23 protein-coding genes and 1 pseudogene are annotated in these 25,450 nt (G+C 64.1%); 15 read left to right on the forward strand and 9 right to left on the reverse strand.

Features of this window, described 5'->3' with window-relative positions; all coding sequences use genetic code 11:
- The first annotated feature begins 22 nt into the window (after positions 1–22).
- Both EN850_RS06165 and EN850_RS06170 read left to right on the forward strand, forming a co-directional pair.
- The gene (locus EN850_RS06165) at positions 23–169 is read left to right on the forward strand and encodes a hypothetical protein (RefSeq protein ID WP_135914977.1); all 147 of its coding nucleotides are present in this window, start codon (positions 23–25) and stop codon (positions 167–169) included.
- Positions 170–404: 235 nt separating this feature from the next.
- The gene (locus EN850_RS06170; protein WP_136090842.1) at positions 405–1,421 is read left to right on the forward strand and encodes a hypothetical protein; all 1,017 of its coding nucleotides are present in this window, start codon (positions 405–407) and stop codon (positions 1,419–1,421) included.
- Between the two features lie 34 nt (positions 1,422–1,455).
- On the opposite strand, the gene EN850_RS06175 is transcribed toward EN850_RS06170, so the two are convergent.
- On the reverse strand, positions 1,456–1,995 hold the full coding sequence (locus tag EN850_RS06175) for an inorganic diphosphatase (RefSeq protein ID WP_127277477.1): 540 nt from the start codon (positions 1,993–1,995) through the stop codon (positions 1,456–1,458).
- An 89-nt stretch (positions 1,996–2,084) separates the two neighbouring features.
- On the opposite strand from EN850_RS06175, the gene EN850_RS06180 reads away from it, so the two are divergent.
- From EN850_RS06180 to EN850_RS06190, 3 genes are all read left to right on the forward strand, one after another.
- Positions 2,085–2,294 carry a hypothetical protein gene (locus EN850_RS06180; RefSeq protein WP_127277475.1) on the forward strand — a complete coding sequence of 70 codons (210 nt, stop codon included), beginning with the start codon at positions 2,085–2,087 and terminating at the stop codon, positions 2,292–2,294.
- Positions 2,295–2,498: 204 nt separating this feature from the next.
- Positions 2,499–4,772 (forward strand): transglycosylase domain-containing protein, encoded by a 2,274-nt coding sequence (locus EN850_RS06185; RefSeq protein ID WP_127870015.1) that lies wholly within the window; start codon positions 2,499–2,501, stop codon positions 4,770–4,772.
- 63 nt (positions 4,773–4,835) lie between these two features.
- Positions 4,836–5,588, forward strand: a complete 753-nt coding sequence (locus EN850_RS06190; protein WP_127870014.1) for an SDR family oxidoreductase — start codon at positions 4,836–4,838, stop codon at positions 5,586–5,588.
- 21 nt (positions 5,589–5,609) lie between these two features.
- Here EN850_RS06190 and EN850_RS06195 read toward each other — a convergent pair whose 3' ends face one another.
- Positions 5,610–6,530: a zinc-binding dehydrogenase gene (locus EN850_RS06195; protein WP_136090843.1), complete on the reverse strand. Its 921-nt coding sequence runs from the start codon at positions 6,528–6,530 to the stop codon at positions 5,610–5,612.
- A gap of 96 nt (positions 6,531–6,626) precedes the next feature.
- Between EN850_RS06195 and EN850_RS06200 the strand changes: the two genes are divergently transcribed.
- Positions 6,627–7,436, forward strand: coding sequence for a helix-turn-helix transcriptional regulator (locus EN850_RS06200; RefSeq protein ID WP_135919066.1), 810 nt, complete (start codon positions 6,627–6,629; stop codon positions 7,434–7,436).
- 24 nt (positions 7,437–7,460) lie between these two features.
- On the opposite strand, the gene EN850_RS06205 is transcribed toward EN850_RS06200, so the two are convergent.
- Both EN850_RS06205 and EN850_RS06210 read right to left on the reverse strand, forming a co-directional pair.
- A complete protein-coding gene (locus tag EN850_RS06205; protein ID WP_127870011.1) occupies positions 7,461–9,245 on the reverse strand; it encodes a cation:proton antiporter in 1,785 nt (594 codons plus the stop codon).
- Between the two features lie 205 nt (positions 9,246–9,450).
- Positions 9,451–9,900, reverse strand: coding sequence for a host attachment protein (locus EN850_RS06210; protein ID WP_135865771.1), 450 nt, complete (start codon positions 9,898–9,900; stop codon positions 9,451–9,453).
- A gap of 380 nt (positions 9,901–10,280) precedes the next feature.
- Between EN850_RS06210 and cysG the strand changes: the two genes are divergently transcribed.
- The 7 genes and pseudogenes from cysG (at position 10,281) to EN850_RS06245 (ending at position 17,690) form a co-directional block, all read left to right on the forward strand.
- Entirely contained in the window at positions 10,281–11,723 is a 1,443-nt protein-coding gene (cysG, locus tag EN850_RS06215; protein ID WP_135865768.1) for a siroheme synthase CysG, read from the forward strand.
- Entirely contained in the window at positions 11,720–12,013 is a 294-nt protein-coding gene (locus tag EN850_RS06220) for a DUF2849 domain-containing protein (RefSeq protein WP_127281321.1), read from the forward strand. The genes cysG and EN850_RS06220 overlap by 4 nt, the downstream gene beginning before the upstream one ends.
- Before the next feature lie 47 nt (positions 12,014–12,060).
- On the forward strand, positions 12,061–13,731 hold the full coding sequence (locus EN850_RS06225) for a nitrite/sulfite reductase (RefSeq protein ID WP_136090844.1): 1,671 nt from the start codon (positions 12,061–12,063) through the stop codon (positions 13,729–13,731).
- Complete coding sequence (locus EN850_RS06230; RefSeq protein WP_135929372.1) at positions 13,706–14,470, forward strand: phosphoadenylyl-sulfate reductase; 765 nt, start codon at positions 13,706–13,708, stop codon at positions 14,468–14,470. The genes EN850_RS06225 and EN850_RS06230 overlap by 26 nt, the downstream gene beginning before the upstream one ends.
- Positions 14,471–14,640: 170 nt before the next feature.
- Entirely contained in the window at positions 14,641–15,174 is a 534-nt protein-coding gene (locus EN850_RS06235; protein ID WP_135865762.1) for a DUF934 domain-containing protein, read from the forward strand.
- 97 nt (positions 15,175–15,271) lie between these two features.
- Positions 15,272–16,878: pseudogene (locus EN850_RS06240) on the forward strand (GMC family oxidoreductase N-terminal domain-containing protein).
- Between the two features lie 191 nt (positions 16,879–17,069).
- Positions 17,070–17,690, forward strand: a complete 621-nt coding sequence (locus EN850_RS06245) for a DJ-1/PfpI family protein (RefSeq protein ID WP_127280673.1) — start codon at positions 17,070–17,072, stop codon at positions 17,688–17,690.
- Between the two features lie 185 nt (positions 17,691–17,875).
- On the opposite strand, the gene EN850_RS06250 is transcribed toward EN850_RS06245, so the two are convergent.
- On the reverse strand, positions 17,876–18,898 hold the full coding sequence (locus EN850_RS06250; protein ID WP_127280460.1) for a fatty acid desaturase: 1,023 nt from the start codon (positions 18,896–18,898) through the stop codon (positions 17,876–17,878).
- Positions 18,899–18,989: 91 nt separating this feature from the next.
- Positions 18,990–19,187, reverse strand: coding sequence for a hypothetical protein (locus EN850_RS06255; protein ID WP_136090845.1), 198 nt, complete (start codon positions 19,185–19,187; stop codon positions 18,990–18,992).
- A 227-nt stretch (positions 19,188–19,414) separates the two neighbouring features.
- Here EN850_RS06255 and grpE point away from each other — a divergent pair, with 227 nt between their 5' ends.
- Entirely contained in the window at positions 19,415–20,047 is a 633-nt protein-coding gene (grpE, locus tag EN850_RS06260) for a nucleotide exchange factor GrpE (protein ID WP_127870003.1), read from the forward strand.
- A 113-nt stretch (positions 20,048–20,160) separates the two neighbouring features.
- Positions 20,161–20,793, forward strand: coding sequence for a trimeric intracellular cation channel family protein (locus EN850_RS06265; protein ID WP_127870002.1), 633 nt, complete (start codon positions 20,161–20,163; stop codon positions 20,791–20,793).
- A gap of 114 nt (positions 20,794–20,907) precedes the next feature.
- Here the strand turns inward: EN850_RS06265 and EN850_RS06270 are convergent, their stop codons facing one another.
- From EN850_RS06270 to EN850_RS06280, 3 genes are all read right to left on the reverse strand, one after another.
- Positions 20,908–21,783, reverse strand: coding sequence for a GNAT family N-acetyltransferase (locus EN850_RS06270; RefSeq protein WP_167531310.1), 876 nt, complete (start codon positions 21,781–21,783; stop codon positions 20,908–20,910).
- 241 nt (positions 21,784–22,024) lie between these two features.
- On the reverse strand, positions 22,025–24,316 hold the full coding sequence (locus EN850_RS06275) for a PAS domain-containing hybrid sensor histidine kinase/response regulator (RefSeq protein WP_136090846.1): 2,292 nt from the start codon (positions 24,314–24,316) through the stop codon (positions 22,025–22,027).
- A gap of 140 nt (positions 24,317–24,456) precedes the next feature.
- Positions 24,457–25,446: an MDR family oxidoreductase gene (locus EN850_RS06280; protein WP_136090847.1), complete on the reverse strand. Its 990-nt coding sequence runs from the start codon at positions 25,444–25,446 to the stop codon at positions 24,457–24,459.
- Positions 25,447–25,450 lie beyond the last annotated feature (4 nt).

Genomic DNA, 25,450 nt, shown 5'->3' on the forward strand with positions numbered 1-25,450 from the left:
TCGGCACGACAAAGGGCGCGCCATGAAGCAGAACACACTCTATCTCATCATTGGCGCGCTCATCGTCGTGGTCATCGCGCTGGGCGTCTACGTCTACCGCGAGCAGACCAGGCCGAAAGGCGTCGAACTCAAGATCGACGACAAGGGCATTTCGATCCAGCAGAACTGAGCCTGCCGCCGATTGGGCGGCGACATCAACCATATGGCGGATCGGGCACCAGCGTCAGCGCAAAGGCGGATATCCAACCGTTATGGCCTGGAACCCCTGCATTGCGCTTGACCGTCGAGCGCGCGATCGGGCTTAGTCGGCGACATCAAAGCGGGGCAGACAGTCGTCAATGGACAGCGAGCAGTTGGACGGTTCTCGATCCCTTCCAGCGTTCGATCCGCTGGGCGGGTCGCAAATGATCCCGGGGATCGCTTTCAAGGCCAGCGCGGCGGTGAGGGCGGCGCTTTCGGCGATCGGACGTACGGAGGACCTGCGCTTTTCACCGGACAATCGATTGCTGGCAATCGCCGGCTATGCGCGCAAGCGCCTGCTGGTCCTGCGCATCGACGTCGAGGCCGGATCGGATGGTCCCGATGTCACGATCCATGGTTTCATGGAGCTGACATCAGGCGACATGGGCGAAATCCATGGCCTGGATTTCATCGATGACCGCACCCTGGCGATTGGCAACCGCGATGGACTGGTCGCCATATTCAACCTGCCTCGAGAGCAACCAGCCGGCCAGAGTCGCGAGATATCGGCCATTCGGCGGGTAAAGGGCCGGCGGCCTTGCAAACTGAATTCGCCGGGCTCGATTGCCGTCAGGCCGGAGTCGCGCGGCCGCGTCAGCCTGCTGGTCTGCAACAACTATACGCATCTGGTCACCCAGCATGTGGTCAACCGGTGGCTCGGCTATCGCACGACGAGCAACCAGCGGCTGCTCGAACGTGGTCTCGACATACCCGACGGCATTGCGCTCAGCCATGACGGAGGCTGGATCGCCGTCAGCAGCCACGGCACCCAGGATGTAAAACTCTACCGCATGTTCTCCTCGCTTGGGCCTGACAGCGAACCCGCCGGCGTCCTGCAGCACGCCGGCTATCCGCACGGCGTGCGCTTTACAGCGGATGATCGGCACATCCTCGTCGCCGACGCGGGCAGCCGTATGGTGCATGTCTATGGCGGCGACGGCGATTGGAGGGGCCAGCGAGCACCCGCGGCCTCGGTGACCGTGCTCGACGAGGAGACCTTTCTGCGGGGCAGGGCCAGTGTCGAGGAAGGCGGCCCTAAGGGTCTCGACATCGACCGCTCGAACAGTGTCATTGCGGTCACTTGCGAGGAGCAGGCGCTGGCCTTCTATCCGCTGGCGTCGATTGTCGGAACAACAAGGTCGGGGGATCGAGCCGGGCGTGGCGCGCCGTTAAGCGCCTGATCGATCGGAACAACGCACCAGAAAATGGCCATGCTTACTTGCGTAGCCTGGCGGCAAAGGCCTTCATGCCCTTCTTGATTGCCCTGCGCGCTTCACCGGCATCCTGCCAGCCTTTGAACTTGATGGTTTTGCCGGTGCCAAGCACCGACGACAGAAAGAACTGTTCGATCTCGCGCCTGAGATGCTCGGGCACGCGGTCGGCGGCCACGGGCTCGTCCTCAGCGTCCTCCTTGTGAGGACAGAAGACGTAACGGTCGTTGCGCAGGGCCTCGCCGCCGTGATCCTTCTGCTTGACCCGCAGCGCACCCAAGAGGTTGCATTTGATGACGGTGCCGGGACCCGTGGCGGCCTGATGGATGACTAGCCCATCCAGGGGATCGCCATCGTCCCCCAATGTGGAGGGAATGAAACCCCAATCGTAGGGATAGGTCATTCCGACTGGTAAAGGGCGGACATAGCCGAATACCTGGATAGCCGGCTCATAGGCTACCTTGGCCGCGGCACCGCGCGGGGTTTCGATGACGACCCTGACAAGGCCCTTCGTCGTCGTCGGCAGCTTGAGGTAGTCGGGCATGAGGCGCCTCTGTGCGTTCCGGTTGGTCCGGGATGGAACTCCAAGGCGCAATGAATGTTCCCAAGAGCAGGCCGAGGAGATTTCAAGGCATGACAAAAGCTTCTTTGCACTTGCTCAAGGGCGTGGGTTATCTGATCTCAACCCTGAGCGTTGTGCTGCTGGCCATCGTCAGTTGGTCGAGCGCTTCCAAAAGCCCGCTGCTGACCACATGTCTGCTTGTCGGCGCGGCGGCTTCGATTGCCGGCATGTTCTGCCGATGGCTGACCTATGAGATCGAAAAACGTAGGGAAGGCAAATAAGGCGCGCGTTGCGGCCAAGAGGTCCAGCAGAGGCTTCGCATCGCATAAGCCGGCTGTCATCCGGCCACCGTCGGCGGCAACAGGGTTAACAAATTCCTAACGAAATTCAAAGGCTTGGCCGAAGGCCTGCTTAACCCGCCCTTAAATCGCCGCATCTACTCTTCAACCCGAGCGCCATTGGCACCGGGGATATCAGCGCAGCGCATGGCGAACCGCAGAGACAGCCGCATCGAGCCCAGCTTCGAGGGACCGCCACGGGCGAAATCCCAGACGGGTCTTTCGGTGAGCGAGGAGGACCGCGTCGTGCCGAGCAACCGCAAAGCCTCCGCCAAACGCAAATCATCGAAGGGGAAATCGGCCCGGGGAAGGCGCGGTGGAAGCGGGCGTGGCCTGTTCGGCGTGCTCGGCCGGCTGGTCTACTGGTGCTTCGTGCTCGCCATATGGGGCGGCATCGCGGTCGCGGGCGTCGTTGTCTACTACGGCGCCAAGATGCCCGCGGCCACGACCTGGTCGATCCCGGACCGCGCGCCCAACATCAAGATCGTCTCGGCCGACGGACAGCTGCTGGCCAATCGCGGCATGAGTGGCGGCGAAGCGGTCGGCCTGCACGAAATGTCGCCCTATATTCCCGAGGCGGTGATCGCCATCGAGGACCGCCGTTTCTATTCGCATTTCGGCGTCGATCCGATCGGCCTGTCGCGCGCCATGGTCACCAATCTCGCCGGCGGGCACTTCTCGCAAGGTGGTTCGACGCTGACACAGCAATTGGCCAAGAACCTGTTCCTGAAGCCCGACCGCACGCTGGAACGCAAGGTGCAGGAAGTGCTGCTGGCGCTGTGGCTGGAGCATAAGCACACCAAGGACCAGATCCTCGAAATGTACCTCAACCGGGTCTATTTCGGCTCCGGTGCCTTTGGTGTCGAGGCGGCCTCGCGGCGTTATTTCGGCAAGAGCGCGCGCGACGTCACCCTGTCGGAAGCCGCACTCCTGGCTGGCCTGCTGAAGGCGCCCTCTCGGCTGTCGCCGGCGCGCGATCCCAAGGCCGCCGAGGAGCGCTCGCAACTGGTGCTCGCCGCCATGCGCGAGGAGGGCAAGATCAGCGAGAAGGAGCTGAAGACGGCGCTGAGCGCGCCGGCGACGCGCTCGCCGTCCTACTGGACCGGCTCGGAAAACTATGTCGCCGACACCATCATGGAAGAACTGCCCGACCTGATCGGCGACGTGCGCGGCGATATCGTCATCGACTCCACCGTCGACCTGAACCTGCAGAAGCTTGCCGAACAGTCGATCCGCCGGCTGATCGACGACAGCGGCAAGAAGCTCAACGTCACCCAGGGCGCGCTGGTATCGATCGACGATTCCGGCGCGGTGCGCGCCATGGTCGGCGGCTACGACTATTCGACCAGCCAGTTCGACCGCGCCTCCGAGGCGCGCCGGCAGCCTGGCTCGGCGTTCAAGCCATTCGTCTACATGGCGGCGCTCGAGGCCGGCCGTACGCCCGACAGCGTGCGCAACGACGCGCCGATCAAGATCGGCAACTGGACGCCCGACAATTACGGCGGCAAGTACTTTGGCAAAGTCACCTTGGCGACGGCGCTGGCCAAGTCGCTGAACTCGGTTGCCGCGCAGCTGACCATGGAGGTCGGGCCGAACGCGGTGGTGGAAGCCGCGCACCGCATGGGCATCCAGTCCGATCTGCTGGCCAACACCTCGATCGCGCTCGGCACCTCGGAAGTGACGCCGCTGGAGCTGACCTCGGCCTATGTGCCCTTCGCCAATGGCGGCTACAAGCCCGACATCCACTTCATCCGCCGCGTGACGACAGCCGACGGCAAGGTACTCTATGACAGCGCCGGCGGCAGCGCGCCGCGCGTGATCAAGCCCGAGATCGTCGGCATGATGAACTCGATGATGACCGGGACGGTCGAGGTCGGCACCGCCAAGAAGGCGGCCTTCGCCTGGCCGTCGGCCGGCAAGACCGGCACCAGCCAGAATTCGCGCGACGCCTGGTTCGTCGGCTACACCGCCAATCTCACCACCGGCGTGTGGTTCGGCAATGATGACGGCACGGCGATGAAGAAGGTCACCGGCGGCGCGCTGCCGGCGCAGGCCTGGCACGAATTCATGGTCGCCGCGCATGAGGGCGTGCCGGTGCGGCCGCTGCCCGGCACCTGGAAGTCGACGCCGCCGGATACCATTGTGCCCGACGACATTCCCTCGGCCGACAACAACCAGCCGGCACCGGTTCCGTCGGCTTCGGTCGGACAGCAAGCGCCGATCGCGCAGGCGACGGCACCGGCGAGGCCAGCGCCGGTCCGCGCGGCGCGGCCCGCCCAGACCGTCGATGCCGATGGTTTTGACATGCCGGCTGACAATGGCACGACCGCCTCGGTCGGGCATCCGGTCCCTCCGGGCAGCGTTGGCGGTCCGTTGAAGAAGAAGCGGACTTCGATCCTCGACATTCTCGGTGGCGGCTGAGCGTCAATCCGCCTCTCGCCAGCGCCACGGTGTTCGGCTACACCTCCGGCCGGAGACCGCGACATGGCTGAACTCGACACCAGAAAAACCATCGTGCTGACCGGCGCCAGCCGAGGCATCGGCCATGCCACGGTCAAGCGCTTTTCGCGCGAGGGCTGGCGCGTCATCACCTGCTCGCGCCAGGCCTTCGCCGAGGATTGCCCGTGGCCTGCCGGTCCCGAGGACCACATCAAGGTCGATCTCGCCGATCAGGAAGATGTCGGTATTGCCGTGTCGGAGATCCGTCATCGGCTCGAAGCGCATGGCGGCCAGCTCAATGCGCTGGTCAACAATGCCGGGATTTCGCCCAAGCTCAGGGATGGCAACAGCCGCATGAACTCGATCGACACGCCGATGCATGTCTGGCGCGACGTGTTCCAGGTCAATTTCTTCGCGCCGATCATGCTGGCGCGCGGCCTGTTCAAGGAACTGGCGGCCGCGAAAGGCTCGATCGTCAACGTCACCTCGATCGCCGGCACCCGCGTGCATCCCTTCGCCGGCACCGCCTACGCGACGTCGAAGGCCGCACTTGGCTCGCTGACGCGCGAGATGGCGCATGATTTCGGCCCGCACGGCATCCGCGTCAACGCCATCGCACCGGGCGAGATCGACACGGCGATCCTGTCGCCGGGCACGGACAAGATCGTCGAGACCATCCCGCTCAGGCGCCTGGGTACCACGGCGGAAGTCGCCGACATCATCTTCTTCCTGTGCTCGGCCCAGTCCTCCTATGTGTCCGGCTCGGAAATCCACATCAATGGCGGCCAGCACGTTTGAACTGGTCGAGCCAAGGCCTGCTCATCCGGCCAAGGTGAGAACGGCCTTACCGCTGAAGCTGCGCTGGCGCAGTGCGTCCAGGGCTTGTCCGATCTCCGTCCACGGCACGGTCATAGCCACGCGGGTTTCCAGCCGTCCGGCGGCGACCACGGCGAGCAGCGCGGCGATGTCAGCGCCGATAGCTGAACCGGACGTGTAGTAGGCGAATGTCTGAAGCCTTGCCCCTTCGTGACCCGGAACGAACTGGCGGAATCCAACCGGCGTGAGTTCGCCGCTGCTCGAACCGAAGATGACGATTGTCCCACCGGGCGCGACGCGTTCGATCGCATGTGCGAGGCTTTTGCCGCCGACCGACTCGGTGATCAGCGAAAACGGTCCTTCAGCTTGCTCGATCGACTCGACGATCTGCTCGGCTCCTAGCCCACGCAGATCCTCGTGGTGTCGAGTGGCGGCGATGGCGGTCACCGAAGCACGCTGCTCGCGGGCGATCTGGATCTGGAAGCGACCGACGGCACCGCTTGCACCGGTGATCAAGACCTTTTGGCCGGCCAGGTCACCGCCATGGCGCAAAGTCCTGAGCGCCGTCGTGCCCGCCACGGGGAGCGTGGCTGCCGAGACGAAGCCGACCTCATCCGGCAGGACGGCGAGACGGTCGGTTGAAACGGCGACCCGTTCGGCCCAGCCGGCCTGGTCGACCAAGGCCGCGACCCGGGTGCCCGCAGCCGGCCCGGAGCCATCGGCGGCCGCGCGTTCGACAATTCCAACGATGTCCTGGCCGGGTCTCCAGCCGTTCGGACGGATGGTGAGCAGGCGCAGTTCACCCCGGTTCAACGAGGTTGCGTGGACGGAGACGAGCGCTTCGTCCGCGAGGGGCCGAGGTTCTTCCACCTCGGCCAGCCTGAGCCGCGTGGCGCTGTCGGAAGATATGATTAAGGCGAGCATGGCTACGCACCCTTCTTGCTGGACGCCGGACCTTACCGGCTTCGCAGCTCGAGGAATTTAGCTATCATGGCATTTAATCGCTAAAAGCAGTCGATCATGAGACAGCCTCTTCGCTACCCATGGCTCAATTTCAATGTCGATGACGTGCTGGCGCCAGCCATCGCCGTTCGTGTCGACGTCACCGAAACCAGTGCAGAGGTTCCCGCTCATTGGCATCGCAAGGGCCAGCTCGTCTTTGCGCTCGGAGGCGGCGTCACATGCCGCGTTCCGAGCGGCCTGTGGATGGTGCCGCCGCATTGCGGGGTATGGATCCCCGGTTCCATGGAGCACAGCAACATCGCGACGGCCAATGCCCGGATCTTCTTCGTCTATATCGAGCCGGGAGCCGCCGAATTGCCGGACCGGTGCTGCACGCTTTCAATTTCGCCGCTGCTGCGCGAACTGATCGTCGAGCTGTCCGACAGCGTGCAGGACGACAAGGCAAGGGATGACCTCCTGACCAGGACCCTGCTTGCCGAACTGCCGCGCATGCCTGTCCAGCAACTGCATCTCCCGATTTCAGCCGAGCCGCGATTGAGGCGGATCGCCGAGGCGTTGGCGCAGGACCCCGCCGATCGCAGCACGCTGGCACAATGGGCCAGCCGCGTTGCGCTCAGCGAAAGCAGTCTGGCGCGTCTCGTCGTCAAGGAGACTGGCTTGAGCTTCGGGCGCTGGCGCCAGCAATTGCACCTGATCGTCGCCATTCGGGAGCTGGCCTCGGGTGCGAGTGTGCAGCAGGTCTCGGGCGATCTCGGATATGGCTCGGTCACCGCCTTCATCACCATGTTCAAGAAGGCGCTTGGCAAGCCTCCGGCAAAATACCTCGGCAGCGTCGCGCAAAACGGCGGTTCGGCATTCGTGGCATGATCAGCGCGCCTGTGGCACGTCGGTTCAGGCAGCGGACGGTTCAGCGGCCCGCGGCTTGTGGCCAAGCACCTCTTCGACAATGCCGCGCGCGATCTCGCGTTCGCCCATGATCACCGTGTCGGCGCCTAATCCCTTCAGATGCTCGACCTCGGCATCGGAATGGGCGCGGGCGACGACGTTGATGTTGGGATTGGCGGTGCGTGCCCGCAGCACGATCTGGCCGGCCTCGAAGGCATTGGGGATGGCAAGGATCAACCGCTTTGCACCTTCAGGATTGGCGGCGGCGAACACTTCGGCATTGGCGGCATTGCCGGCGATGGTTTCGATGCCGTCGGCTTTCAGTCTGGCCAGCGTCTTGTCGGCATCCTCGATGGCGAGGAAGGGCAGGGAGGCTTGTTTCAGTGCGGCACCAACAAGGCCGCCGACCCGTCCGTAGCCGATCAGGATTGTGTGGTTGGTGAGGCTCGTCTTCGGCGGCGGACCATCTTCGGCTTTCGCCATTGCGGCAACGGAGGCCACCTGACCCGGTTCCGTCGCCGGACCAACCGGCTTGGCGTCCACCGGCGGTGCCGTCCTGGTGGCGCGGGCCTCCAGCCAAGGCTTCATCCAGTCGATGACCAGGAACATCAGCGGGTTGAGCACGATCGACAGGATGGCCCCCGCAAGGATGAGGTCGCGGCCCTGTTCGGGCAGAAGTTTCAGCCCGACGCCGAGTTCGGCCAGGATGAAGGAGAATTCGCCGATCTGGGCAAGGCTGGCCGAAATCATCAAGGCCGTGGCCAGGGGATAGCCGAAGGCGACGACGATGACGAACGCCGCCAGCGACTTGCCGATGACGATGATGGCCAGCGTCGCCAGGATCGGCAGGCCGTTGCTGATCAGGCTGAACGGGTCGAACAGCATGCCGACGGAGACAAAGAACAGCACCGAGAAGGCATCGCGCAGCGGCAGCGATTCTTCCGCCGCTCGGTGGCTGAGCTCGGATTCGCTCATGATCATGCCGGCGAAGAAGGCGCCCAGCGCCAGCGAGACGCCGAACAATTTTGCCGCGCCGAAGGCGACGCCGAGGGCAATGGCGAGCACCGAGAGACGGAACAGCTCGCGCGACCCGGTATGGGCGACGTAGTGCAGGATCCACGGAATGACCCGGCGGCCGACCACCAGCATGACGACGACGAAGGCGGCAACCTTGGCCAGCGTGATGCCGACGACACCCCAGATGCCATAGCTGGCCGGCAGCGTCAGCAGGCCGCTCGAATGGGCATCGGCCTGTTCCTGGCCGCCGAGCACGCCGGCAAGCGCCGGCAGCAGCACCAGCGCCAGCACCATGGCCAGGTCCTCGACGATCAGCCAGCCGACGGCGATGCGGCCGCGCTCGGTCTCGATCAGCCGGCGTTCCTGAAGTGCGCGCAGCAGCACCACGGTCGAGGCGACCGACAGCGCCAGGCCGAACACCAGGCCCGCGCCCATCGACCAGCCGAGCATCCAGGACAGCCCGGCGCCGAGTGCGGTGGCAAAGCCGATCTGGACGATGGCGCCAGGCACGGCGATGGCGCGGACCGACAGAAGGTCCTTGAGCGAAAAATGCAGGCCAACGCCGAACATCAGGAGGATGACGCCGATTTCGGCCAATTCGTTGGCAAGCCCGGCGTCGGCGACGAAACCGGGCGTGTTCGGCCCGACCAACACGCCGGCTACGAGATAGCCGACCAGTGGCGGAATGCGGAAACGATTGGCGAGAGCGCCGAAGACGAAAGCCAGCCCCAGACCGGCGACGATGGTGGCGATAAGGGGCGTGTCATGCGGCATTGTCTATGGAGCGCCTTTCAAGCTAGCGATGTCGGATATGCGCCGCCCGAAGCCGTCGCCTGTCTTGCAATATGGTGGAAGCGGTAACGATGATGCAACCCGCAAGGGTGCGAAAAGCGACGGCGCGGCGACAAAATGCCGGACCGGCGAACGGATGCCGCCGATCTGTTCGAGCCCGCGACGGTATTCGCCCTGTTGCCGGCGATCAGGCTGCCTGCAGCAAGGCCTCGATCTCGGAGATGCCGTGATTTGTCATGGTCTTCGGGATCTCGGCCGTCACCTTGTCACCAACCTCCTTATGCAGCTTCTTGCGCATGGCACCGAGCACCACCGGTGGGGCGACAAGCACGATGCTGTCGAACTCGCCGTCATGGGCAAGCTTGTAGAGCCGGGCGGCAATCTCCTGGGCGAAGCGTTCCTTGCCGATACGGTGCCAGTCGGTCTCCTCGACCGCGCTGCGGTGTACGGATGGGCCATCATTGTATCGGCCCGGGCTGTCGCTTCCCTGTTCGCGGGTGGGCGGGTTTTCCTGTTCCATCACCTGCACCACTTCAAGGTTGGGAAATTTGGTGTCGCCGGCATTCTTGAGCAGGAGCGCCTTTTCACCGTCGGCCACCAGAACCCAAATGCCATGCTTCAAATTGATCGTGTTCATGAAAACGCTCCTCGTTGAGTGGTGGCTATTCCGGGAACGCGTTCTGGCCGGTCACGTTCCAACTGAAACGGCGGACCGAGCGGTCGCGAAGACGGGCGGCGAACATGAAATCGCCTCTGCACGACTTTAATCTACTGAATTGGTAGAATTTAGAAAAAACTATTTTGCGAGATAAGTCGCCGGCAGCTAAAAGTGCCTGAAATCAAGGCCTGTTTCGACGGCCCCGGTGTGCTCAGGGCATGGGCGTGGAATATTTTTCTCCTGCTCTTCGCGGTTGCGAAAAAGCGATTGCCTGCCATCACCGGATGAGCGAGTGCTTTGCTTCTGCTTTTTTATGCCTGGGCGTAAAACTGCGAAACTGTTCCCGGATTGCTTTTCTGATGCCGCAAGCCACCACCAAGCTCAATGCCTTTCCCGTCTTCGTGCGGGTCGAGGGCGAAGCCGTGGCCATTGTCGGCGGCGGCGAGCAGGCGCTGGCCAAGGCGCGGCTGATCGCCCAGTCGAGCGCGGTTCTGTACATCATCGCCGCAAATGCCGAACCGGAGCTGTTGGCCTTCATCGCCGAGACCGGCGCGAACCATGTGGCCGCCGGGTATGACGCCTCACGGCTCGAAGGCGCCGTGATGGTGTTTGCCGCCAGCGGCGACGAGACGCTCGATCGTCGCGTGGCCGCCGACGCGCGCCGGCTGGGCATTCCGGTCAATGCGGTCGACCGGCCGGACCTCTGCGATTTCTTCACGCCTGCGCTGGTCAACCGCGCGCCGGTCGCCATTGCCATCGGCACCGAAGGCGCAGGCCCGGTGCTGGCGCAGATGCTGCGCGGCCGCATCGACCGCATGCTGTCGCCGTCGCTTGGCGCGCTGGCGGCGCTTGCCGCCTCGTTCCGCAATGCCGCCGAGAGATTGCCCAGGGGCAATATACGTCGCCGTTTCTGGAGCGACTTCTTCGGTGGAGCGCCGGCGCGCGCGGTCGAGGCTGGCGAATTTTCGCGGGCGCGCGAAGCCGCCGCCGATCTGCTGACGTCCGACGCGCCCGTTCGCGGCCACATCGCCCTGGTGGGCGCCGGTCCCGGCGCCGAGGATCTCCTGACCCTGCGGGCGCATCGTCTCCTGATGGAAGCCGACGTCATCGTCCATGACGCGCTGGTGCCGGAGGCGGTCGTCGCCATGGGGCGCCGCGATGCCGAGCGTCTGCCGGTGGGAAAGCGCAAGGGCTGCCACACCAAGAGCCAGGCCGAAATCAATGCATTGCTGGTGGAGCTCGGCCGTGCGGGCAAGCGCGTCGTGCGGCTGAAGTCGGGTGATCCGCTGGTGTTCGGGCGCGCCGGCGAGGAGATGGCGGCGCTGCGCGATGCCGGCATCGCCTATGAGGTGGTTCCGGGTGTCACCGCGGCCTTCGCCGCTGCCGCCGATTTCGAGCTGCCGCTGACGCTGCGCGGCGTTTCCTCCTCGATGGTGTTCACCACCGGCCACGATCTCAAGGGCAATTCATTGCCAGACTGGGCCAAGCTCGCCATTTCCGGTGCTACCGTCGCCGTCTATATGGGCCGCTCGGTCGCGGCCGAAGTTGCCGGCCGGCTGATCGAGGCCGGCCTGTCGCCGGACACGGCGGTCGCCGTGGTCGAGAATGCCAGCCTGACCAATCGCCGACGCTTCCACGGCACACTCGCCGACCTGCCGTCGCTGGAAGCGCGCGCGGATCTGTCGGGACCGGTCATGACCATCATCGGCGACGCTGTCGCCGGGGCCAATTTCGAGCGGTCCGAGCCGCTCGCGGCTCACAGGCATGCGCCCGTAGCGGCCACCGAGGGAGTTCAGCCATGAAGATACTGACCGCCAATCGCCTCGGCGACGGCATCGCCGTCTGGTACGCCGATGGCGGCTGGGCCGAGACGGTGGACCATGCAGACCTTGCCCATGACAAGGCGGCCGAGGATCGGCTGGAGGCGATCGGCGCCAAGGCCTATGCCGACAATGAAGTGGTCGACGTCAATCTGATCGACGCGGAAGTCGTCGACGGCGTCGTCGAGCCGGTGCGGTTGCGCGAGAAGATCCGCGCCGCCGGTCCCACTATTCGTGGCGATCTCGGCAAGCAGGCTATACGGGCGGCGTAAGCCAGACTGAAAGTGAAAGTGGGCGGACGCGCCCTGAAAGACGAAGCATGTACCGTTACGATGAGTTCGACCACGATTTTGTCCAGGCCCGCGTCGCCGAGTTCAGCGACCAGGTCCAGCGCCGGCTGTCCGGCGAGATCACCGAGGACCAGTTCCGGCCGCTCAGGCTGATGAACGGCGTTTACCTGCAGCTGCACGCCTATATGCTTCGCATCGCCGTGCCCTACGGCACGCTGAACGGCAAGCAGTTGCGCATGCTCGGCCACATCGCCCGCAAATACGACAAGGGCTACGGCCATTTCACCACGCGCCAGAACATCCAGTTCAACTGGCCGGCGCTGTCGGACATTCCGACGATCCTGGCGGACCTGGCCAGCGTCGAGATGCACGCCATCCAGACCAGCGGCAACTGCATCCGCAATGTCACCGCGGACCATTTTGCCGGCGCCGCCGCCGACGAGGTCGCCGATCCGCGTCCCTATGCGGAAATCCTGCGGCAGTGGTCGTCGGTGCATCCGGAATTCTCGTTCCTGCCGCGCAAATTCAAGATCGCGGTGACGGGAGCCGAGCGCGACCGCGCCGCCATCCAGACGCATGACATCGGCCTGCACCTGAAGAAGAACGCCGCTGGCGAACTCGGCTTCGCCGTCTATGTCGGTGGCGGCCAGGGCCGCACGCCGATGGTGGCGCGCAAGATCCGCGACTTCCTTCCGGAAGCCGATCTTCTGTCCTACTGCACGGCGATCCTGCGCGTTTACAATCTCTATGGGCGCCGCGACAACAAGTACAAGGCGCGCATCAAGATCCTGGTGCACGAGACCGGCGCCGAGGAAATCACCCGCCAGGTCGAGGCCGAGTGGCAGGAGTTGAAGGATGCGGAACTGAAGCTGCCTGAGGCGGACATCCGCGCCATCGAGGCCTATTTCGCGCCGCCGGCGCTGGCCGGGCGTCCGGAAGGCGACGCGGCCGTCAAGGTGGCGCGGTTGGATTCCAAGGGCTTCTCGGACTGGCTCGACCAGAACGTGGTGACGCATCGCCATCCCGATTATGCCGCGGTGACGATTTCGCTCAAGGGCATCGGCGAGGTACCGGGCGATGCGTCGGACAGCCAGATGGAAGCGGTCGCCGACATCGCCGAGAAGTACGCCTTCGACGAGTTGCGCGTCAGCCACGAGCAGAACCTGATCCTGCCGCATGTGGCGCGCGCCGACCTGAAGGCTGTCTATGACGCGCTGGTCGACATCGGGCTGGCAACGGCCAATTCCAACCTGATCTCGGACATCATCTCGTGCCCGGGCCTCGATTATTGCGCGCTGGCGACGGCGCGTTCGATCCCGATCGCGCAGGAAATCTCGCAACGCTTCGCCTCGCTGGAGCGGCAGCGCGAGATCGGCGAATTGAAGCTCAAGATTTCCGGCTGCATCAATGCCTGCGGCCACCACCATGTCGGCCATATCGGCATCCTCGGTGTCGAGAAGAAAGGCTCCGAGCTCTACCAGGTGACGCTCGGCGGTTCGGCCGACGAAAACACCTCCGTCGGCGAGATCATCGGCCGCGGCTTCTCGTCGGAAGAGATCACCAACGCCATCGAGACGATCGTCGATACCTATCTCGGCCTTCGGCTCAACCCACAGGAAATATTCATCGACGCCTACCGCCGTGTCGGTCCCGCGCCGTTCAAGGAGGCGCTCTATGCTGGCGAAGCCAAGGCCGCTTGACCGTATTGCCGACGTCGAGGACGGCGCCGCCGCCAAGGCGGCGGGCCTCGATGCGCTCTATGGCCATTTGAAGCCGCTTGAGATCATCGAACGTGCGGCCAGGGACCTGTTCCACGACGAGATCGCCGCCGTGTCTTCGTTCGGCGCGGATTCGGCGGTGTTGCTGCACATGATCGCGGAGATCGACCGCACGCTACCGGTCATCTTCCTCGATACCGGCAAGCATTTCGAGGAGACGCTCGGCTATCGCGACGCGCTGGTCGCCGATTTCGGGCTGACCAACATCCGGGTGATCAAGCCCGACGAGGCGGCGCTCGAACGGATCGACCCGACCGGCAATCTGCATCAGAACAACACCGATGCCTGCTGCGACGTGCGCAAGGTCGAGCCGCTGGCACGTGGCGTCGCCCCCTTCCGTGCCTGGTTCACAGGTCGCAAGCGCTTCCAGGCCTCGACACGGGCCGCACTTCCGGTGTTCGAGGCGGTCGGCCCGCGCATCCGCATCAATCCGCTGGCGCACTGGACGACGTCGGATCAGGCCGACTACATGCGTTCGCATGCGCTGCGCGAAAATCCACTGGTCGCCTATGGCTATCTGTCGATCGGCTGCTTTCCGTGCACGCAGCCGGTGCAGCCGGGCGAGGACGCGCGCAGCGGCCGCTGGGCCGGTCACGCCAAGACCGAGTGCGGCATTCACCTGTCGGGACTGGAAGTGTCGCTGACCGACGCATCACTATAGGGTATGTTGCAATTCAGGTGAGGCCGGCCTGCAAACGGCAGCTTCCTGCGCTTCCGGGGCTCACGTACTTCAAGTACGCTCCGCTCCGGTTCTCGGAAGCAGCCGTTTTCGAAGCGGCCTGACCTGAATTTCAGCACACCCTTGAGCTCTTTGAATTTTTAGGAATTTTGATGACTGAACCGACGACACCGGAGACCCGGCTCTGGACCCCTGAAGGGTTTCGCGAGGACGAGTGGACCCATGCCGAAAGCGCCGACGCGCTGGCAGGCAATGGCCGCTTCATCCTGCCGTTGCAGGCATTCCTCGATCTTGACCCGGAGGTGCGCCGCTCGGCAAAGGAGCGGCTTGGCGTCGTGCTGCAGCCCGGCGATCAACTCGAGAAGATCGCCGACCTGCTCGACCAGCTGTCGCTGGTGGCGCTGGCCTTCCCGGCTTTCGGCGACGGCCGGTCTTTCACCAAGGGCGAACTGCTGCGCAACCGCTATCATTTCACGGGCGCGCTGCGTGCCACCGGGCAGATCCTGGTCGACCCGTTGCCGCATATGCTGCGGCTTGGTTTCGACGAGTTCGAGATCTCGAATCCGGTGCTGTTGAAGCGGCTGGAGGAAGGCCGGACCGGCGGCCTGGGGCTTTACTACCAGCCGGCCGCCATATCGGAGCCCAAGGGTCCGAGATATTCCTGGCGGCGGGCTCGCGGCAACTGACGCGGCGGTAGGTCCACGCGTCTTTACATCGCCCGCGATCGGGCCTTCTCTGATCGTCCGGATAGAAATATCCGCCTGACGATCTGGGAGGGGTCTCATGCGCTACGACTATGTCATCGCCGGTGGCGGGTCCGCCGGCTGCACGCTTGCCGCGCGGCTCTCCGAAGATCCCTCGAAAACAGTTTGCCTGATCGAGGCGGGAGGAGCCGGCAAGGATCTGCTGATCCGCGCACCCGCCGGCGTCATCGCGCTGCTGCCGGGCCGGCCGAAGATCAACAACTGGGCGTTCGAGACGGTGCCGCAGCCTGGGCTTGGCGGCCGCAAGGGTTACCAGCCGCGCGGCAAGACGCTCGGCGGCTCCAGTGCCATCAACGCCATGCTCTACACGCGCGGGCACCGTGGCGACTATGACGAATGGGCCGATCTCGGCTGCCGGGGCTGGTCGTGGGACGACGTGCTGCCCTATTTCCGGCGTGCCGAAGGCAATCAGCGCGGTGCAGACGCACTACATGGCAGTGAAGGACCGCTGCGGGTCGGCGAACAGCAGGAGCCGCGTGCGCTCTCAAGGGCCTTCGTCGAGGCCTGCGGCGAAAACCAGATACGCCGCAACGACGATTTCAACGGACCGGAGCAGGAAGGGGCCGGGCTCTATCAGGTGACCCAGTTCTGGGGCGAGCGCCGCAATGGCGAACGATGCTCGGCGGCTGCCGCATATCTGCATCCGGTCATGAGCCGGCCCAACCTTACCGTCATCACCGGAGCACAAGCCACGGGCATCGTGCTTGACGGCAAGCGGTCGACCGGCGTTCGCTATCGCAAGGGCAACAGCGAAGCGATTGCACAAGCCGGGCGCGAGGTCATTGTCTGCGGCGGCGCTTTCGGTTCGCCGCAACTGCTGTTGCTATCGGGCATTGGCCCCGCCGCCGAACTTGCCGTGCACGGTATTCCGGTTGCTCACGAACGCCCGGAGTGGGCAAGAACCTGCAGGAGCATCTCGATTTCATCCTGGGCTGGACGTCGAAGGACGCCGACATGATGGGCATCGGTGTGCGCGGTCTGCCTAGCCTGCTGCGGCATATGCTGCGCTGGCGCAGGGATGGCGGCGGCATGATCGCTACGCCCTACGCGGAAGGCGGCGCCTTCCTCAAATCCGACCCAGCGATCGGCCGGCCCGACCTGCAACTGCATTTCTGCATCGCCATCGTCGACGATCACGGCCGCAAGCTGCATATGGGTTACGGCTTTTCCTGCCACGTCTGCGTGCTGCGGCCATATTCGCGGGGCGAGGTCGGGCTGTCGAGCGCGGATCCGCTGGCGGCACCGCGCATCGACCCGCGCTTTCTATCGGACGAACGTGACGGCGAGCTTCTGCTGAGGGGTGTTCGAATGATGCGCGGTGTCCTGGAGGCGCCGGCACTGGCCAAATACCGCCACAAGGAAATCTACACTGCCGGCGTGTCGAGCGACGCGGAGCTTATGTCCCATATCCGTGCCCGCGCCGACACGATTTATCACCCGGCCGGCACCTGCAAGATGGGCATCGACGATATGGCGGTGGTTGATCCGGAACTGCGTGTCCACGGCATGCAAGCCTTGCGCGTCGTCGACGCCTCGGTGATGCCGAGGCTGATCGGCGGCAACACCAATGCGCCGACCATCATGATCGCCGAGAAGGCCGCGGACATGATCAAGGCGGTTGCCTGACCGTAGTCTGGTCGAACCAATGATTCCATTTTGGCCTTTTAACGACTCGAATTTGCTGGTGATCGTGCCCGTCTCCGAAAACTGGTCTTACCAATAGGGCGATTTCCGCTTCCCCTTTCACCGTCCTGCCCTTAGGATAAGTCGATTATTTCCTCACCCGAAATAAATGGCCACAAAGGGAGGAACCGGGAATGGCTGGCAAGAAAATATTGATGCTCGTTGGCGAGTTCAGCGAGGAATATGAGATTTTCGTCTTTGAGCAGGCCATGCATGCCGTCGGCCACACCGTGCATGTCGTGTGCCCGGACAAGAAGGCGGGCGATGTGCTGAAGACATCGCTGCACGATTTCGAGGGCCACCAGACCTACACCGAAAAGCTCGGCCACGATTACATCCTCAACAAGACGTTTTCCGAGGTGGATCCGGGCCAGTACGATGCCGTCTACGCGGCGGGCGGGCGCGGTCCCGAATACATCCGCATCGACAAGCGCGTGCAGGCGCTGGTGCGGCACTTCCATGAGACCGGCAAGCCGATCTTCACCATCTGCCACGGCGTGCAGATCCTGATCGCGGTCGACGGCGTGGTGCGGGGCAGGGAAGTGGCGGCGCTTCACTATTGCGAGCCGGAAGTGACGCTGGCCGGCGGTATCTATATCGACGTCGCGCCGAACGGAGCCCATGTCGACGGCAATCTCGTATCTGCCAAGGGCTGGCCGGGCCTGTCCAATTTCATTCGCGAATGCCTGAAGGTGCTGGGCACGGAGATCCGCCATGGCGAGATCCTGATGCGCGACGAGCGGCAGGCGGCCTGAGGCTCTGAGAACCGGCTGCTCTTCTACGCTTTCAACTCAGGTTGGAAAGCTTTGCGCAGCTTCCTCATGCGGCCCTTGGGCATTGTTCGAAAAGCCAGGCAATTGGCTTTTCGTCCGCTGCGCGGACCACACTTCACCTCTCCGTTGATGGGGAGCAAGACAAGTGATGGGGAGCAAGACAAGCGCTACAGCGCCGCGTGTGCCTCTCGGAACGATATCAGCTTGCTGCGGCTTTCGTCCCACAAGGCCAGTTTGACGCAGCGCAGGCTGTCGAGCAGCGTGACGCGGCCGATACCGCGCAGTTCCGGATAATCACGCAGCACTTCCTGCAACCGGTAGCCGGGCACCTTGGCGGAGAGGTGGTGGACGTGGTGGACGCCGATATTGCCGGTGAACCAGTTCAGCACCGGCGGCAGGTCGTAGTAGGACGAGCCGTGCAGGGCTGCGTGCTGGAACTGCCATTCCTCGTCCTTCGCCCATTCGGTCTCCTCGAACTGATGCTGGACGTAGAACAACCAGATGCCGGCCGAACCGGCGAGAATGACGATCGGCAGATGGACGATCAGGAACGCGCGGGGACCGACGGCCCAGATAAGCAATGCCGCCGCAAGCGCAATGGCGAGATTGGTGGTCATCGACGACACCCAGGGCGTAAAGCCGCCGCGCATCATGCCGATGGGCAGTCTTTGCGAGAAGATGAACAACCAGATCGGCCCGAGCCCGAACATCACCAGCGGATGGCGATAGAGGCGATAGGCCAGGCGCCCGCGCCAGGACAGGCGCCGGTACTCGGCGACGGTCAACGTCCTGATGTCACCCATGCCGCGCTCATCGAGATTGCCGGCGCTGGCATGATGCACGGCGTGGGCACGCCGCCAGCAATCGTAGGGCGTCAGCGTCAGGACACCGAGCGCTCGGCCGATCCAGTCGTCGGCAATGCGATTGGCGAAGAACGAGCCATGGCCGCAATCGTGCTGGATCATGAAGATCCGCACCAGGAACCCGGCCGCGGGCAGGATGAGGATCAGCCCCCACCAATGGCCGTAGGCATAGGCGGCGGAAGACAGAGCCCACAGCGAGGCGAAAGGAATGAGGGTAATGGCAAGTTCGAGTGCGCTGCGCCGCCTGTCGGGCTTCTTGTAGCGTGCCAGAATCTTGAGCCAGGCGCGCTTGCTACTGGCCGCCATTTCGGGGGAAATCATGTTCATCAGGAAGCATAGGCAGGGTGCGCCGCCGCCGCAAGCCGGCCTTCACGTAAAGTTACTGTGCGTAATTGTCGCGTAAGGCCGGACGAGGCGCCTACTGCCGCCGCCAGGCGTCGCCATTCTCGACCCGGTCAAGGCGGTCGAGCAATTGCCTGAAACGATCGGGGATGTCGGTCTCCGTGTGGAAGGCTGGCAAGGTGCGCAGAAAACGCGCCATCGTCTCGGCACCGAGCTGGCGCCGGACCTCCGCGGCGAGCCTTTCGCCGTTTTCAAGCTTTTTGCGGGTCATCATCTCAAAAATCCTGCGTCGGCTCCGAAACTCTTCCAGCAAGGGAATGGTTCCCCCATCACGCCCCTGAGGCAAGCAAAGCCGGCAAGTACGGTAAAATTTGAATTAAAATCGCAGCATCGTCCCGGCGTCTTCAAAGGGCCTTGCGGTTGCTTTCCCCTTGATTTTTGGCCTGCGAACCTCGATATCGGGCACAAAATCCACACCATTCAAGATGACGGGAAACGGCGATGAGCGACCAGGCAAAAGACGAACGCGCGCCCAGTGAAGCCGAGGCGGCCGAGGCCAATGCCGAGCGCACGGAAGGCAGCATCGATGGCGACTATGAAGCGCTTGTACGACTGCTGAAGGAAAACGAAGAACTGAAGGACCGCGCGCTGCGCGTAGCGGCCGAGATGGAGAACCTGCGCCGCCGCACCGCGCGCGACGTGCATGACGCGCGAACCTATGCGGTGGCGAATTTCGCCCGCGACATGCTGTCGGTGTCGGACAATCTGCGCCGCGCGCTGGATGCCATTCCCGCCGAGGCCAAGGCGTCGGGGGACGCCGGCTTCAAGGCACTGATCGAAGGCGTCGACCTGACCGAGCGCGCCATGCTGTCGGCGCTGGAACGGCACGGGGTCAAGAAACTCGCGCCGGAAGGCGAAAAGTTCGATCCCAATTTCCACCAGGCAATGTTCGAAGTGCCCAATCCCGATGTGCCGGCCAACACCGTGGTCCAGGTCGTGCAGCCGGGCTATTCGATCGGCGAGCGGGTGCTGCGCCCGGCCATGGTCGGCGTCGCCAAGGGCGGCCCGAAAATTGTCGCCGACGCACCGGTCGAGCCAGGGCCGGTCAATGAGCAGGCCGAAAAGGATGCGTGATTAGGGAATAGGGGAGTAGGGCAGGAAAACAGGAAGCCGTATGAATCATGCGGCTTCGTGCTAAACATACTCCCCTACTCCCCTACTCCCCTGCTCCCTTAACCGCATAATTCATGAACCCCATCGCCCTCCTCGACTATGCCGGCGTTGCCGTCTTCGCGGCGACCGGGGCGTTGGCGGCGTCGCGCAAGCAGCTCGACATTATCGGCTTTCTGTTCCTGGCCAGCGTCACCGGTATCGGCGGCGGCACGCTTCGCGACGTTATCCTCAATCTGCCAGTTTTCTGGGTCGCCAACTCCAGCTATGTGCTGATCTGCGCGGCGGTTGCGGTGCTGGTGTTCTTTGGTGCGCACCGTGTCGAATCCCGCTGGAAATGGCTGCTCTGGCTCGACGCCATCGGGTTGGCCGCTTTTTCGGTGATGGGGGCGGCCAAGGGGCTGGCCATTACCGGTTCGCCGGTCGTCTCCGTCATCACCGGCGTGCTCACCGCCACGTCAGGCGGCATCCTGCGTGATCTGCTGGCCGGCGAGCCCTCGGTGCTGCTGAGGCCGGAAATCTACGTTACGGCCGCTCTCGCAGGTGCTGCAATCTTCACGGCTGGCGACGTCACAGGATTGCCGCCGATCGTTTCAGAACTGGCCGGCTTCGCCGCGGCGTTCGCGGTGCGCGGCGGTGCGCTCCGTTTCGGCTGGACGTTTCCAGCCTACAAAAGCCGGCCCGGCCGGCGGCCTGAAGACATTCCCTGAAGAGAGGGAGTAGGGAAATTGTCAGTAGTCGCCAAAGCGTGAATCGTGGCGTCTTCACCACTGCCCACTGCCCACTGCCCACTGCCCACTGCCCACTGCCTACTGTCTACTCGCTCACGCCGCGAAGCGCTGCGCTTCGCCGCCATAATAGTTGACGTAGCGGGCCCCGATCTCCTTGACCGGCATCACCACGAAAATGTCGACGGTCGAGAATTCGCGGTCGATGACGCAACCATCGCCGATGCGGGCGCCGACCCGCAGATAGCCCTTGACCAGTGGTGGCATCGCCGCGATCGCCGCCTTGGTGTTGACCGCCTCGATCGGCATCAGGTCCATGGAGCAGTAGCGTCCGGACACAGCGCGCACGTCCCAGGCCGAGTTGGTGCGGCAGTGATGGGCGAGATAGGTGAGCGCCTCGGCGTGCGCGGCCGGCACGGTGCCGTGGAAGGAGGCACAGCCGGTCATCACGCCGATCTCGTAGTGATTGATGTAAGCCCAGATGCCTTGCCACAGCGCCTCGATGGTGCGCTTCGAACGGTATTCCGGCAACACACAGGAGCGGCCGAGTTCCAGGAAACGCTGGCCGGGATGACGGGCGATGAGCTTGGTCAGCTCGAATTCGCCTTCGGAATAGAAGCCTCCGGCGGTTGCCGCGATTTCTTGCCGCAGCAAGCGATAGGTGCCGACGATGCGGCGGTGCTCAGGGCCGGAAAGCGAGGTATCGAGGACGAGGAGATGGTCGCAGAGCGGGTCGAAGCGATCGGCGTCGCGGCGGTCCTGCGCCTGGAACAGATCCTTCCTGGCGCCAAGCTCGTCATAAAATACACGGTAGCGCACTTCCTGCGCGGCCGCGATCTCGGCCTCGTTGCGGGCGAGCCGCACTTCGAGATTGCCGATACGGCCGAGCGCTGCGCCTTTTATGACGGAATCGACATTACGTCCGGCGAGCAAGGCGCTGCTGGCGTTCGGCCGAGTGTCACATTCCGGCATAACTGTATGCACGAGTGATTCTCCTTCGAGCCATCCCTCTTGGCACGGGGATACGGTGTAGGTGCAACAGGATTGTGACAGTACCGTGATACGGCGTCTCGGGCAATACTTCGTCGGCTGGCGAAAACGGTCAACCGGCTATGTTGCGGCACAAGAGCCTACGCGCGTTGGCTTCGCGGGCGCCCGAAACCGGGCTGCTTTTTTGGCGGGCTTCGTCAGCCATGCACCGGGAAAAGGCGGCTCAAGCAGCGACCTGGCCTTCGACGGCGCTGACCAGCGCGTCGGGGTCGAGCGGCTTGGTGACGAAGCCGCTGGCGCCGTGGGCGAGCACCGCATGGCGGGTCTTTTCCTGGCTGTCGGCCGACAGCACCATGATCGGCACCGGCGGTACGGAGGCTTCCTCCTCGTGGCGGCGGATCGCGGCAATGGCGTCCAATCCGTCCATGACCGGCATATGCAGATCCATCAGCACCACGTCGAAGCGGTGCTTGTGGCCGGCGCCGGTTACCGCCTCGACGGCAGCCTTGCCGTTGCCGACCACCTTGACGCGATGCCCAGCCTTCAACAGCGTTGCGCGGGCCAGCATGGCATTGATGTCGTTGTCCTCGGCGATCAGCACGGACAGGCCCTGTTGGCGTTCGCCTGAGGCACGAAGCGCCGGTGCGCGGCGTTTTTCCGGCCGCGGCGCGGCGAGGACCGGCGTCTGGCTGCTCAAAAGGACACGCAAAAGTGTTCCTCCGCGCACCGGCCGGGCAAGGAATGTCGCGTAGCCGCTGGCACGAAACTCGCCAAGCATGCCGCGGTCGGTGGGTGCGATCAGCGTGACGGCTTCGCAATCGGTGAACCCATGCTGGCGAAGCCGCTTGAGCAGCTTCCCGTCACTCTCTTCCAGGGCCGCGTCGACCAGAAGCACGTCACAGCCATCGGCAAAGGATGCGGCCTGGGCCACGGTGGTGGCGATGCCGGCCGCGCCGCCATTGGCGCGGATGGTGCGGGCGATGGCGTCGGCCTCGACGGTGTTCTTGGACAGGATCACGGCGCGTCGGCCGGCAAGCGCGTTTAGCCGGCCCTGCGGCGGCTCGGTAGCCGATATGGCCGGAATCTCGAAGACGAATTCCGATCCCTGGCCGAGCCGGCTGGATACCGAAATCGTGCCGCCCATGGCGGTGACCAGACGCTTGGAGATGGCAAGCCCCAGTCCGGCACCGCCATGCGTGCGCGTCGAGGTGCCGTCGGCCTGCTCGAACTCCTCGAAGATGCGCTCCATGTCCTCGTCGCGCAGGCCGGGGCCGGTATCGGCGATGGTGAAGCAGATGCGGTCGCTGGTCTCGGTGCGGGCGCGCGCGACGCTGACCAGCACGCCGCCGCTGTCGGTGAACTTGATGGCGTTGCCGATGAGGTTGAGCAGCACCTGCCTGACCCGGCCCGGATCGGCGGTGATCAATTGCGGCACATCCGGTTCGACATGGCAGCCGAGGCCGATATTCTTGGCGAAGGCGCGCGCGGCCATCAATTCGATGATGTTGTCGGCGATCTCGCGCACGGACATGGGCTGCGGTTCGGGATCGAAGCGTCCGGCCTCGATCTTGGAATAGTCGAGCAGATCCTCGATCAGGGCAAGCAAGGCGCTGGCCGAGGTCGAGATGGCGCCGACATAGGTCTGCTGTTCCGGCGACAGGCTGGTGTCGGCGAGCAGCTTGGCCATGCCCATGATGCCGTTCATCGGCGTGCGGATCTCATGGCTGACAGTGGCGAGGAAACGCGACTTGGCCTGGCTTGCGAACTCGGCCCGTTCGCGCGCCGTGATCATGGACGATTCGGCGCGCTTGCGTGCGGTGATGTCGCGGGCGATGGCGCGATGCGAGACGGCATCGCTGTCCTTGTCGCGCACGGACAGCTCGATCCAGGAGAACCAGCGCGGCCCCGTGGGCGTGCGGATGGCGACGTCGGTGGAACTCAGGCATTCATGGTCGGAGAAAGCGGCATCGGGAACGATGCCGACCTCGATGCCGAGTTCGGCCAGCGTCTTGCCGGCAAGGTCGCGCTGATCGGTTTCGACAAGGTCGGCGAACACCTTGTTGGCATAGACGATGTAACCGTCGCGGTCGCGATGGATGACGAGATCGCCGAGCGCGTCGATGAGACCGCGAAAGCGCTCCTCGCTTTCCTGCATCTCCCACATGCGGTCGGCCAGCGTCTCGATCTCGGCGCGGTTGCGGGCGGTGGTTTCGTCGAGCAGGACCGTACTGCGGCGTACACTGCGCCTGGCGTGCAGGTGCATGGCCAGGCCGGCAAGGCCTGTTGCCAGCAACGCAAGGCTGATGAAGACCGGCGCTCCGGTCAGGTAGGAGAGGCCGGCCAGCACCATGACAACGAAGGTCAGGATCGGCAGGCCTTCGCGCTTGGCCGGTTGCTGATCGGGCACCAGCGGCGGCGCGGCGATAAACCGCCGCGCCATTGCCGGCGCTTGCGCCGGTGCCGCAACGATGTCGTCGCCAGGGTCGGCCCGTTGGCTGTCGGATTCCGCGATCATGCGAAATCCTTGCCAGACAGACATTATGGAAAATTGCGGGGGATCGTTCGAATTTTAGCGGATCGGGGTTTTTGCCCCGGCGAAGACCGATTTGCCGCCCGATGTGGCAATTCCGTCCGGCCTGCGATCCCTCAGTCCGGTCACATGTCGACGACGACGCGACCGCGGATCTTGCCATCGACGATGTCGTGTGCCGCATCGATGATGCCGTCGAAGCCGATGGTCGTGGACAGGCTGGCGAGCTTGTCCACATCGAGATCGGAGCCGATGCGCCGCCAGGCTTCGAGGCGCACGGCCTTCGGCGCCATCACTGAATCGATGCCGAGCAGGGAGACGCCGCGCAGGATGAAGGGCGCGACGCTCGATGGCAGATCCATGCCACCGGCGAGGCCGCAGGCCGCGACCGCCCCGCCATAGGAGGTCATCGACAGCACATTGGCCAATGTGTGGCTGCCGACCGAATCGATACCACCGGCCCAGCGCTCCTTGGCCAGCGGCTTGGCGGGCTGGCTGAGCTCGTCGCGCGATATCACTTCGGCGGCGCCAAGATTGATCAGATAAGGGCTTTCGGCATTGCGGCCTGTCGAGGCGACGACATGGTAGCCGAGGCTGGACAGGATGGAGACCGCGACCGAACCGACGCCGCCGGCAGCGCCCGTCACCACGACAGGGCCGCGATCAGGCAGGATGCCGTGCCGTTCCAATGCCATGACGCAGAGCATGGCCGTGTAGCCGGCGGTGCCGACAGCCATGGCATCATGCGCGCTCATGCCCTCCGGCAACGGCACCAGCCAGTCGCCCTTCACGCGGGCGCGCCCGGCATAGGCGCCGAAATGGGTTTCGCCAACGCCCCAGCCGTTCAGGATGACCTTGTCACCCTTGCGCCAGTCGGGATTGGAAGAGGAGATGACAGTGCCGGCAAGGTCGATGCCCGGCACCAGCGGCCATCGGCGGATCACCGGCGCCTTGCCCGATATGGCCAGTCCATCCTTGTAGTTCACCGTCGTCGCCTCGACCGCGATGGTGACGTCGCCCTCCATCAGATCGGCGTCGGTGAGATCAGTCACGGCGACCGACTGTTTTTTCTCGGCGTCGCGCGAAACGAGGATGGCTTTGAACGTTTCGGTCATCTTT

The sequence above is a fragment of the Mesorhizobium sp. M8A.F.Ca.ET.207.01.1.1 genome (assembly GCF_004794715.1).
Classification (GTDB): Bacteria; Pseudomonadota; Alphaproteobacteria; order Rhizobiales; family Rhizobiaceae; genus Mesorhizobium.